The organism is Ralstonia flaminis, assembly GCF_958415495.1.
GTDB lineage: Bacteria > Pseudomonadota > Gammaproteobacteria > Burkholderiales > Burkholderiaceae > Ralstonia > Ralstonia flaminis.
Map to the genome: position 1 here is coordinate 185,306 of NZ_CATZLL010000012.1, position 12,588 is coordinate 197,893.

Consider the following 12,588-nt stretch of genomic DNA (forward strand, 5'->3'; position numbering starts at 1 on the left):
ATGAATAATTACCGGTAATTATCGCTCTAGAACTACACCTTCTTCTGTGCTTCCAGCCGAGCTGCACAAAAGCAACCCCGGCCAGCAAGCTAGCGTCGGATTATAGCGACCTTTACACACCCTGTGTAGCCGAGTCCGGCCTACAGCAGGCGGGATTCATGCGCTTTTGTAACGATCTGTTTCAGCGCGAATCAGCGCGCTCCAGGCCCTGCCAGACGCAGCCAACCTTCTTCGTACCAGGCATGCAACGTGTCCATGAGGTCGGGCAGATCGGCCGCTGCATCGACGGATGCTCCGCTTGCGCCGCGCTGGTCCGCCAACGCGGACAGCCACGCAAGCAGCGTACCCGCCGGCTCGAACGTGTCACCGTTGATCCAGAAGTGCTGACTGCTGTAGAGCGCCTGCGTGCGCGCATCCAGCACGATGCCTTCCTTGCGTGCTCGGGCGGTGAAGCGTGCGAGCGGCAGGCGCGGCTGGGTGATGAAGTCGACGTGGTCTTTTGGTTCCGACAGATAGGCGCCGAGGAATTCGCCGACAAGCTCGGGTGTCCAGCGCAGCGCGTTGAGCTTCTGTGTGAGCGCTTTGACCATGGCGGCAGGCAGTTCGCCGGGATGCTCCGTGGGCTTCTGTTCGGGGTCGGTGTAGCGACCTTCAAAGTTAGGATCGTCTTCCAGCGTTTGAGAGAGGAAGCCGAGAAAGTGGCCGGCAAGTTCCCGGTACGACGGCGAGCGAAAGCCGATCGAATACGTCATGCAGTCGCCCTCGGCCACACCGTCGTGCGCGTAGTGCGGGGGCAGGTACAGCATGTCACCGGGTTCGAGCACAAACTCTTCTTCGGGCTGGAAGTTGGCGAGGATCTTGAGCGGCAGGTCCGGCACGAGGGTTAGATCGTCCTGTGCCGAAATGCGCCAGCGGCGCTTGCCATGGGCTTGCAGCAGGAACACGTCGTACGAATCGAAATGCGGGCCGACACCGCCGCCGTCAGTCGCGAAGCTGATCATCACGTCGTCGAGCCGTGCGTCGGGAATAAAGCGGAAACGCTGCATCAGCGCTTCAACCGCCGGTTCCACGAGGTTCGCACCCTGCACGAGCACTGACCAGTTGCGCGTCTTGCGCGAGGGAAGGGGGCGCTCGTCAAACGGGCCTTGCGTGAAGGACCAGCGCCCGCGTGATTGTGCGATCAGCCGGGACTCGACGTCCGGACGTTGCGCCAGCGCCAGCACCCGTTCGGGTGACAGTGGAAAGTGCAGTGCACGCATCTCGTCAGGCGAGAGCGCCTGGCGGATCAGTAGGGGTTTCCTTTGCCAGTGCGTGCGCATGAAATCGCGCGGTGACAGACCACCCAGCAACTGTGCCGGACGCCCCGCCGGAAGAGCGGGTTGGACGCCGCCATCGGCAGCGTATAATGAGACTTCGTTCATGGAGTGCGCAATTGAAAATCGCGAAGAATACGGTGGTGTCGGTGGCTTACAAACTGTCCGACGCGCAGGGTAACGTCATCGAGGAGTCCGATGAGCCGATGGTGTACTTGCACGGCGGCTATGATGGCACGTTCCCCAAAATCGAGGAAGCGCTGGACGGCCATGAGCAAGGCTTCGAGACGAAGCTGCAGCTGGAACCGGACGACGCTTTTGGCGAGTACGACCAGGAGCTGATCAAGATCGAGCCGCGTGATCGCTTTCCGGAGCCGCTCGAAGTCGGCATGCAGTTCGAAGGCGTGCCTGAAGACGGCGACGAGGAAGACGCCGTCGTCTACACCGTCACGGACGTGGCGGAAGACAAGGTTGTGCTGGATGGTAACCATCCGCTGGCCGGCATGGCGCTGCGCTTCGATCTGAAGGTGACGGACGTGCGTGAAGCCACTGCCGAAGAGGTCGAGCACGGCCACGTGCATGGCGAGACCGGCCTTGAAGTGGTCGACGAGGACGAAGACGACAAGCCGCACACGCTGCACTGATCGCCTGATTCTGCAGCACACATACGAAACGGGAGCCTTGGCTCCCGTTTTTTATTGCGCTGGTATGGGCTGCACTGGCGTGGGTACTGCGTCCGGCGGCGGTTCGCTGGCGATACGGCGGCCGCGCACATGAAATAGCGGCGCGCGGCCCGGCGTGACCGAGACTTCCAGCCATTGATCGAGCGTGGGCGAGCCATACGTGCGCGCGCGCATGACATGCGGGTCTGGGCGACCGTCTTCATCCTTGAGCGGACGGTCGAGCAGGAAGGTCTGGCTGGCGCCGTGGATGAGCAGGACGGCGCCGTCGTAGTCGCGCGTAAGGGTGCGCAACTGGCGCTTGAGTGCCAGATAGCCATCGTGCGGGCGGCGGCGCAGCAGGCCGTCGAGCAGGTTTGGCGCGCGGCGCCGCTCCCAGCCGTCTTCGAACAGCGGGTCGGCCTGCATCATGATGACTACGCCGGGCGCCTTGCGCTGTCGGGCAACGGCGAAGGCGCGTGCCAGCCACTGGCGATTGGCTTCGAGGCGGTCTTCGTATTCGCCGTTGCGGCCACCGGCGTTCTTGTAGTTGTTGTTGTCGCCGGGCACGTTGAGGGTGACGAACAGCACGCCGCCGGTTTCCCAGCGGGTGTTCTCGCGGTAGCTGCGGAACTTGGCCTGATCGGACTGGCGCATGATCGTCATGGCGCGCTGACCGAGCGTGTTGTCGTCAGGGTAGAACAACTCGCGTAGGCGCAGCAGGCGTTCGATCGGGTCGAAGCGGCCGGCGGCGGGGCGCTGGCAGTCGCTCCAGTCGTGGTCACCCGGAATGTAGATGAGCGGCGCGCTCCGGCTGTCGAGCAGATCGTGGCGCGCTTCGAGCAGGGGATCGGCACAAGACTCATCGCGGCCTTTCAGGTTGCCCAGATGAACCACAAAGGCCGGATGCTCAGCGTCGATCGCATCGAGCAGTGTGCGTGCCGGGCCTTCCTCGTCGGCGCGCTCGGGCACGTTGCCGATGACCGCAAAGGTGAAACCGGGCGGTGCGGTGGGCTTTGAATCCTTGGGCGCGGCTGCTGCTCCGGCGGCCGGCACCAGCATCGCCAACACGATGGCGATGCCTTTGAGTGTGCAAGAAACCGAGCAGGGCCGGGTCATCAGGCAGATGGGGTGGACAGCGCCTTGAGCCGGTACAGTGCGTCAAGCGCTTCACGCGGCGTCATGTCGTCGGGGTCGATGCCTGCCAACGCATCAGTCAATGCGTTATTGGGTGCTTGGGCATCCGCATCATCGTCGTCGCCGTCGATAGGCGTATCTGCAGTAAGCGCGAACAGGTCAAGCTGTGGTGTTGCGCCAGTGTCGGCGGAATGCTGCTCCAGCCAAGCCAGTCGCTTGCGCGCGGCACGGATGACCGGCTGCGGCACGCCTGCCAGCTGTGCAACCTGCAAACCATAGCTCTGGCTGGCCGGGCCTTCTTGCACAGCGTGCAGGAAGACGATGCCATCGCCATGTTCTACGGCCGAGAGGTGCACGTTGGCGGCCTGTGCAAACTCCTGCGGCAGTTGCGTCAGCTCGAAATAGTGCGTGGCGAACAGCGTGTGGCTGCGGTTGTGCGACAGCAGATGGCGCGCGATCGCCCAGGCAAGCGCCAGGCCATCGAAGGTACTCGTGCCACGCCCGATCTCATCCATCAGCACCAGGCTGTTGGCCGTGGCGCGGTGCAGGATGGCAGCGGCTTCGGTCATCTCGACCATGAAGGTCGAGCGCCCGCCCGCCAGATCGTCTGCTGCGCCGATACGCGTGAAGATGCGGTCGATCGGGCCGATGGTGGCGCTCTCCGCCGGCACAAAGGCGCCTACGTAGGCGAGCAGTACGACCAGCGCGGTCTGGCGCATGAAGGTTGATTTACCGCCCATGTTCGGGCCGGTGATGAGCAGCAGCTTGCGTGCTTCCTGCAATACGCAGTCATTGGCGACGAACTGTTCGACCTGCTGTTCAACCACCGGATGGCGCGCACGCACCAGCTCGATGCCGGGGGCCTCCGTCAACGTTGGGCGCGACCATGACAGCGCGTGTGCACGTTCGGCTAGCGTGGCCAGTACGTCGGCCTGCGCCAGCGCGGCAGCGATGCGCTTGAACTCGGCCAGGTGCGGCAGCAGCTTCTGCAGCAGCTCTTCGTAGAGGAGTTTTTCACGCGACAGGGCGCGGTCCTGCGCGGAGAGTGCCTTGTCTTCAAACGCTTTCAGTTCGGGCGTGATGTAGCGCTCGGCGTTCTTGAGCGTTTGGCGGCGGCGGTAGTCATCGGGCACCTTGGCGGCCTGGCCGTTGGTGACTTCGATGTAGAAGCCGTGCACGCGGTTGTACTCGACGCGCAGGTTGGCAATGCCGGTGCGCTCGCGCTCCCGTGTTTCCAGGTCGACAAGGAACTGGCCGCAGTTCTCGGAGATGTCGCGCAACTCGTCGAGGTCGGCATCATAGCCACGGGCGATGACGCCGCCGTCGCGCACCATCGCCGCGGGCTCGGCCATGACGGCGCGCTGGAGCAGGGCGTGCGCATCTTCGGGCAGGGTGAGCGCGGCATACAACTCGGCCAGCAACGGGGCAGCATCGCTTTGCGGCAACTCCTCGCGGATTTCCGGTAGCCGCGCAAGCGTGTCGCGCAGCGAAGACAGATCGCGTGGGCGGGCGCTCAGCAATGCCAGTCGCCCGGTAATGCGTTCCACATCCGACAGCGTGCGCAGCGTTGCACGCAGCGTCTGCCAATCGCTGCCGAGCAGCACTTCGATGGCCTGTTGACGCGCCTGCGGCACCGCGCGCTCACGCAGCGGGTGATGCAGCCAGTGGCGCAGCAGGCGGCTGCCCATGCTGGTGGCGCAGGTGTCGAGTAGCGAGAACAACGTGGGCGACTCCTGCCCGCGCAGCGTTTCCGTCAGTTCCAGATTGCGGCGCGTGGCGGTGTCCAGGCCGATGAATTCGCTCTCGTGCTCGACGGTCAGGCCGATCACGTGCCGCAGCGACTGGCCCTGCGTGGCCGCCGCGTAGTTCAGCAGCGCGCCAGCGGCGGCCAGTGCAGCCGTCAACGTTTCCGCGCCGAAGGCGACGAGGCTTGCCACGCCCAATTGCTCACGCAGACGGCGTGCGCCGGCTTCCACGTCGAAGTGCCAATCGGGCAGGCGCGTGCGGGCAACGTCGAAGGCGATGGCGTTGAGCGTGGCGTCATCGGCCAGCACTTCGGCAGGGCGAATGCGTTCGAGTTCGCGCTCGAGCTGGTCGGGGCTGCATTCCATCATGCGCAGCTCACCGCCGACGAGGTTGAGCCACGCCAGGCCGATCAGCGGCGCGGCGCCGCGCTTGCCTGGCAGGTGTGCGATGGCCAGCAGGTGGTTGTTGACCTTGTCTGAAAGCAACGCCGCATCGGTGAGCGTGCCGGGCGTGACCACGCGCACAACTTTGCGTTCGACCGGGCCCTTGGTGGTGGCTGGGTCACCGATCTGCTCGCAGATGGCGACCGATTCACCCAGTTTGACCAGCTTGGCGAGGTATTGCTCGGCGGCGTGGAACGGAATGCCGGCCATGCGGATCGGGTGTCCGTTGGAGCTGCCGCGCGCGGTGAGCGTGATGTCGAGCAGGCGCGAGGCTTTCTCGGCGTCTTCAAAGAAGAGCTCGTAGAAATCGCCCATGCGATAGAAGACAAGCGTGTGCGGATGTCCCGATTTGAGCCGCAAGTATTGCTGCATCATCGGGGTGTGCTTGTCGAAGGGGCCGTATTTCGGGTCGATCTCCAGAGCTGGAGCGGAGTGTTCAGCCATGCGGTGCAATGAGTACTAAGGCGCGGCGCGCGATCCGATGTGACTCGATGGAATCGCGCGCGGAAGGTGTTGAATCGCGCAATTGTTGCACAGGTGGGCAGCCGCTTCCTGGCGAATTGTCCGCAGCAAGCGGGGCCGAAATGTCAGGTGTAGAACACCGGGTGGTAGGTGACTGCGCTGCTGGGCAGCGCGCCCCGGAAGATCAGGGCCTGGAAGTACTCAGCCGGCACGGCCGTAGTAGGCCGGGTCGCCGAGCACAACGTAGCCTGCCGCACCGAGTGTTGTGCGTAATGGGTCCAGCGCGGCGCGCATCAGGCCCGCGCCAATGCCCATCGCGTTCGGCAGCCAGCGAAACGGCGAGCGCGCCCGCCTCACGCAGCGCGCGGACGATGTCCGGCTCGTTGTGGCTTGTGTGCTCTGCATCGCGGAAGGCGGCAATAGTGACGGCTTCGATGGTCGATATGTCGGCGTGGGCTTCGGGGCGGATCAGCACATGTGAAGAAGTCTGGGGTCAGGAGGAGGCCAGTCGCGCTTCCAGAAAATCCAGAAAGCACGCAATGCGTGAGGCCAGTTGTGTGTTGCGGTAGTAGACCGCGTGAATGGGTTGCAGCACCTCAACAGTGGCATCGGGCAGGATTTGGGCGAGATCGCCTTTGCGGCGGTCTTCGGCGGTCATGAAGTCGGCCAGGCAGACAATGCCGGCGCCTTGCAGGGCGAGCTGGCGCAAGGTCTCGCCGCTGGATGCCTTGAGCGCGGGTTCGATACGCAGATGATCGCCGTGCGGGCCGCGCAGGGGCCATTGGTTGAGCGATTCGGGCTGAACGAAACCAAGCAGCGTGTGTTTCTGCAGATCGGCCACCGAGCGTGGCCGGCCATGTGCCTTGAGATACGCGGGGCTTGCCAGCACCCGCAGCCGGCGTGTACCGAGCAGCCGCGCGCGCAGCGTGGAATCGCGCAGCGTACCGATGCGGATGGCGACGTCGGTGTCTTCTTCCAGCAGGTCGATGATCAGGTCGTTGGTGTTCAACTCCAGCTCGATCTGCGGATACTGCGCACGAAAGTCGGGCACCAGCGGCGCGATCACGTGCAGCATGAACGGCATGGCGGCGTTCACGCGCAGGCGCCCGGCGGGTTGCTGGCGGCGCAGGGCGATTTGCTCCTCGGCTTCATCCACGGCTGACAGAATCTGCCGCGCCTGCGCCAGAAATACGGTGCCTTCGTCGGTGAGTGAGAGGCGGCGCGTGGTCCGCGACAGCAGCGTGGTCTCCAGCTTTTCTTCCAGCCGGCGCAACGCACGGCTCACGCCCGAAACCGTCTGGCCGAGCTGCTCGGCGGCAGCCGTCACGGAGCCGGTATCCACCACCGTGCGGAAGGCGAGCAGTTCTTCAAGCGTGGTCTTCATCGTCGATTATCGATTTTCAGTCAAGAATATTCTGCCCAAGGCAGACCTTCTTGCAAAGTCGCGCTCGCCTTGGGCTTGCTGAGTACTTGCCTGAGCGTGCTGCTCAAGATTGGTGAACATGTTGCCGATAGACCATCCGGAACGCTAAAACCATGGGGAGACGCATTGCGCACATGACGCGATCGATTCCCGCTACGGAGACTCTGGAATGAGCAAGCTCAGCTTCCGCCAAAAGCTTTGGCTGCCGCTGGTCATCAGCCTGATCGCGTTGACCCTGATCTCGGTGTTCAACGCCTATCAGTCGCGCGAGATCCGCGTCGAGGAACGCAAGAACAACCTCGTCAGCGTGACCACCATGGCCATGAACCTGGTCAAGCAATACGACGACCTGGCCAAGAGCGGCGCGCTGACCAAGGACGAGGCGCAGAAGCAGGCGCTGGACCGCTTCAAGGCGCTGCGCTACGACAAGGATGGCTATTTCACCATCACCAACTCCACCAACGTGGTGGTGATGCACCCGATCAAGGCCGAGTTCATCGGCAAAGACCAATCCGGTTTCAAAGATGCGCAGGGCAATGCCGTCTACGTTGGCCTGTCCAACGCCGCAAAGGATCCGAAAGGCGGCTTCACCAGTTACGTGTGGCCGAAGGTCGGCGGCACGGAGCCGGTGCCCAAGACCGCCTTCGCCATGCGCTACGAGCCGTGGGACTGGGTGTTTTCGACCGGCGTCTACATGGACGACATCAACGCCGCGTTCATGAACTCGCTGTACCAGACGGGCGGCCTGCTGGTGCTCGTGGCACTGGCGCTGGTGGCACTTGCAGGTGTCGCCAACCGCAGCCTGCAGCGCACGCTGGGGGGCGATCCCACCTATGCGGCCGAGGTGGCCAACCGCATTGCCGGCGGTGACCTGACTGTTGAGATCAACACCCGCGCCGACGACCAACACAGCCTGCTTTACGCCATGGGGCGCATGCGCGGCGCGCTGGTGCAGACCATCAGCCGCATCAAGGGCGCTTCGGACACCATCGGCACGGCCACGCGCGAGATCGCCAGCGGCAACCTGGATTTGTCGTCGCGCACCGAGCAGCAGGCCAGCTCCTTGGAGGAGACGGCGTCGGCCATGGAAGAGTTGATGTCGACCGTGCAGCAGAATGCCGACAACGCGCAGCAGGCTAACCAGCTTGCCGTGTCCGCATCGGACGTAGCGGTGCGCGGCGGCGATGTGGTGACGCGCGTGGTGGAGACGATGGGCTCGATCAACGCCTCGTCGCGCAAGATCGTCGACATCATCGGTGTGATTGATGGCATTGCCTTCCAGACCAACATTCTCGCGCTCAATGCCGCCGTGGAAGCCGCACGCGCAGGTGAGCAGGGCCGTGGTTTTGCGGTCGTGGCAGGTGAGGTGCGCAGCCTCGCACAACGCAGCGCGGCTGCGGCCAAGGAGATCAAGGCGTTGATTGACGACTCCGTCAACAACGTGGATGCAGGCAGCGCGCTGGTGGAAGAAGCCGGCACCACCATGCGCGAAATCGTCGCCAGCGTGAAGCGCGTGACCGATATCGTGGGCGAGATTTCCTCCGCGAGCCAGGAGCAGCGCTCGGGCATCGAAGAAGTGAGCCATGCGGTCACGCAGCTTGACGACGCGACGCAGCAGAACGCTGCGCTGGTGGAAGAGGCGGCCGCTGCCGCGCAATCGCTCGAAGAGCAGGCGGCGAGCCTGACGCAAGTGGTTGCGCAGTTCCGCCTCGATGCCCATGCACTGCGCGCGCCGGCCATGGTTGCCAAGATTGAGCCAACCATTGCACCGGTTTCACCGGCGGCGCCGGCAGCGCCCAAGGCCGAAGCCCCGCGCCGCGAACCCGCCAAGCCGAGTACCGAAGCCGCCAAGCCCAAGCTGACGCCACGCAAGGCACCGCTGCTGCGCAAATCGGCTGACAAACCAGTCGACAAGCCGGTGGTTGCCGCACCGGTTGCCGTGCCTGCCAGCCTGACGAAGCCCAAGCCCCTGGTGGCTGCCGGCGACGATGCAGACTGGGAAACCTTCTGACCTATTCACCTTGCTGACCCTGCGGGCGGCATTGCACGCCTGCTTCCGGCGCGGCGCAATCGCGTGCTGACCGGACCCCGGAGACAAAGATGGACCGCGTTCTGAAGAACACCAGCGTGCGCGCTGGCCTGCTGGCGATTCTGATCACGTTCGCGCTGATGATCGTGGTTGGCGCGGCGGTGGGTGTGCTCGCACTGCGCACGACCAATGCTGCAACCGCGCGTGTGCATGACATCTCGGATCGCAGCATGCTCCTGAACGACGCTTACAAGGACATGCAGCGCGCGCGCACCGGCATGTCGCGCTTGTACAGCGTCCTGCGCGAGAACATGGACGAAGCAGCCAAGGCTGCCGCGCTTGAGAGCTCGGAGAAGGGCCTGAAGAAGTCCATCGCGCAGGTGGAGGCGTTCAAGAACGCGCCGCCCATCGAGGGTGTCGACGATGCGTTGCGCCAGTCCATCGTCCAGGCTGCGCAGACGCACATCGAAGCCGTGCAGCGCGCCCTGGCAGTCTTGCGCGCCGGCGATGCCGCAGCCTATGCGCCCCTCAACTACAAGGATGTGACGGATACGGGCGCAGCGTGGTCGGCGCAGATCGAACGCTTCCAGCAACTCGTCAAGCAGTTGGCAAAGGACCAGACCGATGATGGCCGCGCGCGCTACGAAACGATCCTCAAGTTCGTCGCGCTGGGTATTGCGATGGCGCTGGCGCTGATCGTGGCCGTGTTCTATGCGCTCAGGGCGTTCGTGATCACGCCGCTCAATGAAGCGGTGACGGTGCTCTCGCGCGTGGCCGAGGGGGATCTGGCCGTCCATGTCGAAACCGGTGGCCGCAATGAACTCGGTCGCCTGTTGGCGGCAGTGGCGCGCATGCGTGAGAGCCTCGTGAACACCGTGCGCCAGGTGCGCAGCAGTTCCGATTCGGTCAACACCGGCGCGCATGAAATTGCCAGCGGCAACCTGGATCTGTCCACGCGCACGGAGCAGCAATCGGCATCGCTGGAGAAGACGGCGGCCAGCATGGAGCAGATGACGTCCACGGTCAGCAACAACTCTGAGAGCGCCCGCCAGGCCAGTGCACTGGCGTCGAATGCTGCAGATCTGGCATCGCGTGGCGGCGAGGTCGTGCGCGGCGTGGTGGCCACCATGGATGACATCAGCGCGGGCTCACGCAAGATGGCTGACATCATCGGCGTGATTGACGGCATCGCCTTCCAGACCAACATCCTCGCGCTCAACGCGGCTGTGGAAGCCGCGCGCGCTGGTGAGCAGGGCCGTGGGTTTGCCGTGGTGGCGGGTGAAGTGCGAGCGCTGGCTCAGCGCAGCGCGGCCGCGGCCAAGGAAATCAAGACGCTGATCGACGATTCGGTTTCGCGCGTGCAGGCCGGCCATACGCAGGTGGCGCAGGCGGGGGAGACCATTACCGAGACGGTGGAAGCCGTACGCCGCGTCGCCAACATCGTTGAAGACATTGCCGCCGCATCGGCTGAGCAGACGCAGGGCATCATGCAGATCGGCCAGGCGGTGTCGGAAATGGAGCAGGTGACGCAGCAGAACGCCGCGCTGGTGGAAGAGGCAGCGGCCGCCGCGCAGTCGCTCGAAGAGCAGGCGAAGAACCTCACGCAGGTGGTGTCGCAGTTCCGCCTGGATGGCGCCGAGCTTCTTGCCCAGGCGGCCCCGAAGGTCGAGAAAGCGCCCAAGGCCCACAAGACTCTCAAGGCCGCAGTGACGGCCACCGCAAAACCGGCCAAGCCCACGCGCATCGCTGCCAGCAAGCGCGAACCGAAGATCGCGGCTAGCACACCGGCCGCCATGGCGCCTGCCGCTACCTCGTCGGCCAGTAAGCCGCCGTTGGCCGTGGCGGGCGGTGGCTCCGATGCGGATTGGGAAACCTTCTAAGGCGCTAGCCCGGCACCGGCACGGCGGGCGCGCAGGCACAAAACCCTCGCGCAAGGCGAGGGTGTATTCATGCAACGCGAGACGGCTGGCGGCGCACCATCGGCGCGCCGCCGCTTGCGCTTACCAGCGGAAGCCCACGCCCGCACCCACGGCAGCCGTGCCACGGGTGTTGGTCGAGCCCGACGCTTTCAGCAGCCACTTGCCGTTTTTCAGCGCGGTGGACACGCCAATGGCCATGGCCGATTCACCGTCGTACGAGCCGGCCGCCAGGGCCATCACGCTTTCGCCCGGCAGCGATGCCTGCGGCAGGTTGGCGATGGCAACAGCGGTAGCCGTACCGCCTGCGGCGTCACGACGGTTGCTTTCGACCTGGTTCTGCAGGTTGCCGATCTGGTTTTGCAGGCCGCTGACCGCGCCGTCAAGCTGGCGCTTGTTGACCGCATCGGTGGCTTCCGTGCCGTCTGCCACGTTGGTGATCTGACGTTCCTTGCCAGCCGAGCCGACCGACACGGCGTCATCGCGGTCTGCAACCGAGCCGTTGCCGATGGCTACCGAGCCGCTGCCGGTGGCCGACGAACCTTCACCCACCACGAGCGAGTTCTCGCCCTTGCCCGTGCCGATGTAGTCGCTGCCCGACCCGCCACCGCCACCGCCCGAACCACCGCCTGCTTCAATGTTGTCCACGCGGCCAGACAGATTGCCAAGGCGCTGGTCGAAGTCAGCCTTCAGGTCGAACAACTGGCCGCCGTTGACGGCTTGCATGCTGTCACGAGCGATCAAACCGGCCGCCAGGTTGTTGATGTACGTGCCGCCGGTACCGCCCACCAGCGTGATGCTGCTCAGGTCTGGCGTGCCGGTGTCGTACATGACGGCGCTCAGCAGGCGGTCATCAATGGTGCCCACGGCGGAGCGCAACTGGCCGTAGTTGACGCCATCGCTGTCGGCCGTGCCGTTGGCCACGCCGGCGAGGACACGTGCGCCGCCCGTGCCAGCAAAGTTCACGGTTGTGCCGTCGGTGTTCTTGCCCACGGTCAGCTCAGCACCTGCGCCCGCTTGCTGCACCAGCCCGATCGACCCGCTGTTCATGTCGTTGCGGATGTCCGTGATGGACGTTTCGTTGCCTGTCACGCGGGTATTAAGGTTGTCCACCGCACCGCCCACGGTGCCGACGGTGGTCGTGCCGCCGTGGCCGTCCCCCACCGTAAAGCTCGGGGCCGAGATCGAACCATCGGGGTTGACCGTCGAGCCCGAGCCGATGACCGAAGCCACGCTGTCAGACACGGTACGCAGTTGCGAACCATTGATCGCTTCCTTGCTGATGGTCGACACCGCACCATCGGCCACGCCGATCAGCTTGCGCTGTTCGCCCGCGTTGTTGGTGAGGTCGACGGCAGCGCCATCGGTGTTCTTGCCCACCGTCAGGTTTGCACCGGCACCTGCTTGCTGCACCAGACCGATCGTGCCGCTGCTCATTTCGTTGCGGATGTCCGTGATGG

Annotated in this window: 9 protein-coding genes; 4 read left to right on the plus strand and 5 right to left on the minus strand. The window is 64.5% G+C overall.

The window, feature by feature from the left end:
- Positions 1–191 precede the first annotated feature (191 nt).
- Positions 192–1,421 (minus strand): ribosomal protein uL16 3-hydroxylase, encoded by a 1,230-nt coding sequence (locus R2N11_RS18745; RefSeq protein ID WP_316681954.1) that lies wholly within the window; start codon positions 1,419–1,421, stop codon positions 192–194.
- Between the two features lie 11 nt (positions 1,422–1,432).
- On the opposite strand from R2N11_RS18745, the gene R2N11_RS18750 reads away from it, so the two are divergent.
- Positions 1,433–1,957 carry an FKBP-type peptidyl-prolyl cis-trans isomerase gene (locus R2N11_RS18750; protein ID WP_199027132.1) on the plus strand — a complete coding sequence of 175 codons (525 nt, stop codon included), beginning with the start codon at positions 1,433–1,435 and terminating at the stop codon, positions 1,955–1,957.
- Between the two features lie 51 nt (positions 1,958–2,008).
- On the opposite strand, the gene R2N11_RS18755 is transcribed toward R2N11_RS18750, so the two are convergent.
- Both R2N11_RS18755 and mutS read right to left on the minus strand, forming a co-directional pair.
- The gene (locus R2N11_RS18755) at positions 2,009–3,091 is read right to left on the minus strand and encodes a metallophosphoesterase family protein (RefSeq protein WP_316681955.1); all 1,083 of its coding nucleotides are present in this window, start codon (positions 3,089–3,091) and stop codon (positions 2,009–2,011) included.
- On the minus strand, positions 3,091–5,742 hold the full coding sequence (gene mutS, locus R2N11_RS18760; RefSeq protein WP_316681956.1) for a DNA mismatch repair protein MutS: 2,652 nt from the start codon (positions 5,740–5,742) through the stop codon (positions 3,091–3,093). The genes R2N11_RS18755 and mutS overlap by 1 nt, the downstream gene beginning before the upstream one ends.
- Positions 5,743–6,067: 325 nt before the next feature.
- Here mutS and R2N11_RS18765 point away from each other — a divergent pair, with 325 nt between their 5' ends.
- Complete coding sequence (locus R2N11_RS18765; protein ID WP_316681957.1) at positions 6,068–6,241, plus strand: hypothetical protein; 174 nt, start codon at positions 6,068–6,070, stop codon at positions 6,239–6,241.
- Positions 6,242–6,253: 12 nt separating this feature from the next.
- On the opposite strand, the gene R2N11_RS18770 is transcribed toward R2N11_RS18765, so the two are convergent.
- Positions 6,254–7,144, minus strand: a complete 891-nt coding sequence (locus R2N11_RS18770) for a LysR family transcriptional regulator (protein WP_199027126.1) — start codon at positions 7,142–7,144, stop codon at positions 6,254–6,256.
- A gap of 208 nt (positions 7,145–7,352) precedes the next feature.
- On the opposite strand from R2N11_RS18770, the gene R2N11_RS18775 reads away from it, so the two are divergent.
- Together R2N11_RS18775 and R2N11_RS18780 are read left to right on the plus strand one after the other, a co-directional pair.
- Positions 7,353–9,194: a methyl-accepting chemotaxis protein gene (locus R2N11_RS18775; RefSeq protein ID WP_316681958.1), complete on the plus strand. Its 1,842-nt coding sequence runs from the start codon at positions 7,353–7,355 to the stop codon at positions 9,192–9,194.
- Between the two features lie 89 nt (positions 9,195–9,283).
- On the plus strand, positions 9,284–11,092 hold the full coding sequence (locus tag R2N11_RS18780; protein ID WP_316681959.1) for a methyl-accepting chemotaxis protein: 1,809 nt from the start codon (positions 9,284–9,286) through the stop codon (positions 11,090–11,092).
- 120 nt (positions 11,093–11,212) lie between these two features.
- On the opposite strand, the gene R2N11_RS18785 is transcribed toward R2N11_RS18780, so the two are convergent.
- A partial coding sequence (locus R2N11_RS18785; protein ID WP_316681960.1) for a YadA family autotransporter adhesin occupies positions 11,213–12,588 on the minus strand: 1,376 nt, incomplete at its 5' end.

Bases quoted from the DNA above. Each gene is read 5' to 3' on its own strand.
- mutS (WP_316681956.1), bottom strand. From the start codon at position 5,742: ATGGCTGAACACTCCGCTCCAGCTCTGGAGATCGACCCGAAATACGGC.
- R2N11_RS18745 (WP_316681954.1), bottom strand. From the start codon at position 1,421: ATGAACGAAGTCTCATTATACGCTGCCGATGGCGGCGTCCAACCCGCT.
- R2N11_RS18755 (WP_316681955.1), bottom strand. From the start codon at position 3,091: ATGACCCGGCCCTGCTCGGTTTCTTGCACACTCAAAGGCATCGCCATC.
- R2N11_RS18780 (WP_316681959.1), top strand. From the start codon at position 9,284: ATGGACCGCGTTCTGAAGAACACCAGCGTGCGCGCTGGCCTGCTGGCG.
- R2N11_RS18765 (WP_316681957.1), top strand. From the start codon at position 6,068: ATGCCCATCGCGTTCGGCAGCCAGCGAAACGGCGAGCGCGCCCGCCTC.
- R2N11_RS18775 (WP_316681958.1), top strand. From the start codon at position 7,353: ATGAGCAAGCTCAGCTTCCGCCAAAAGCTTTGGCTGCCGCTGGTCATC.
- R2N11_RS18770 (WP_199027126.1), bottom strand. From the start codon at position 7,144: ATGAAGACCACGCTTGAAGAACTGCTCGCCTTCCGCACGGTGGTGGAT.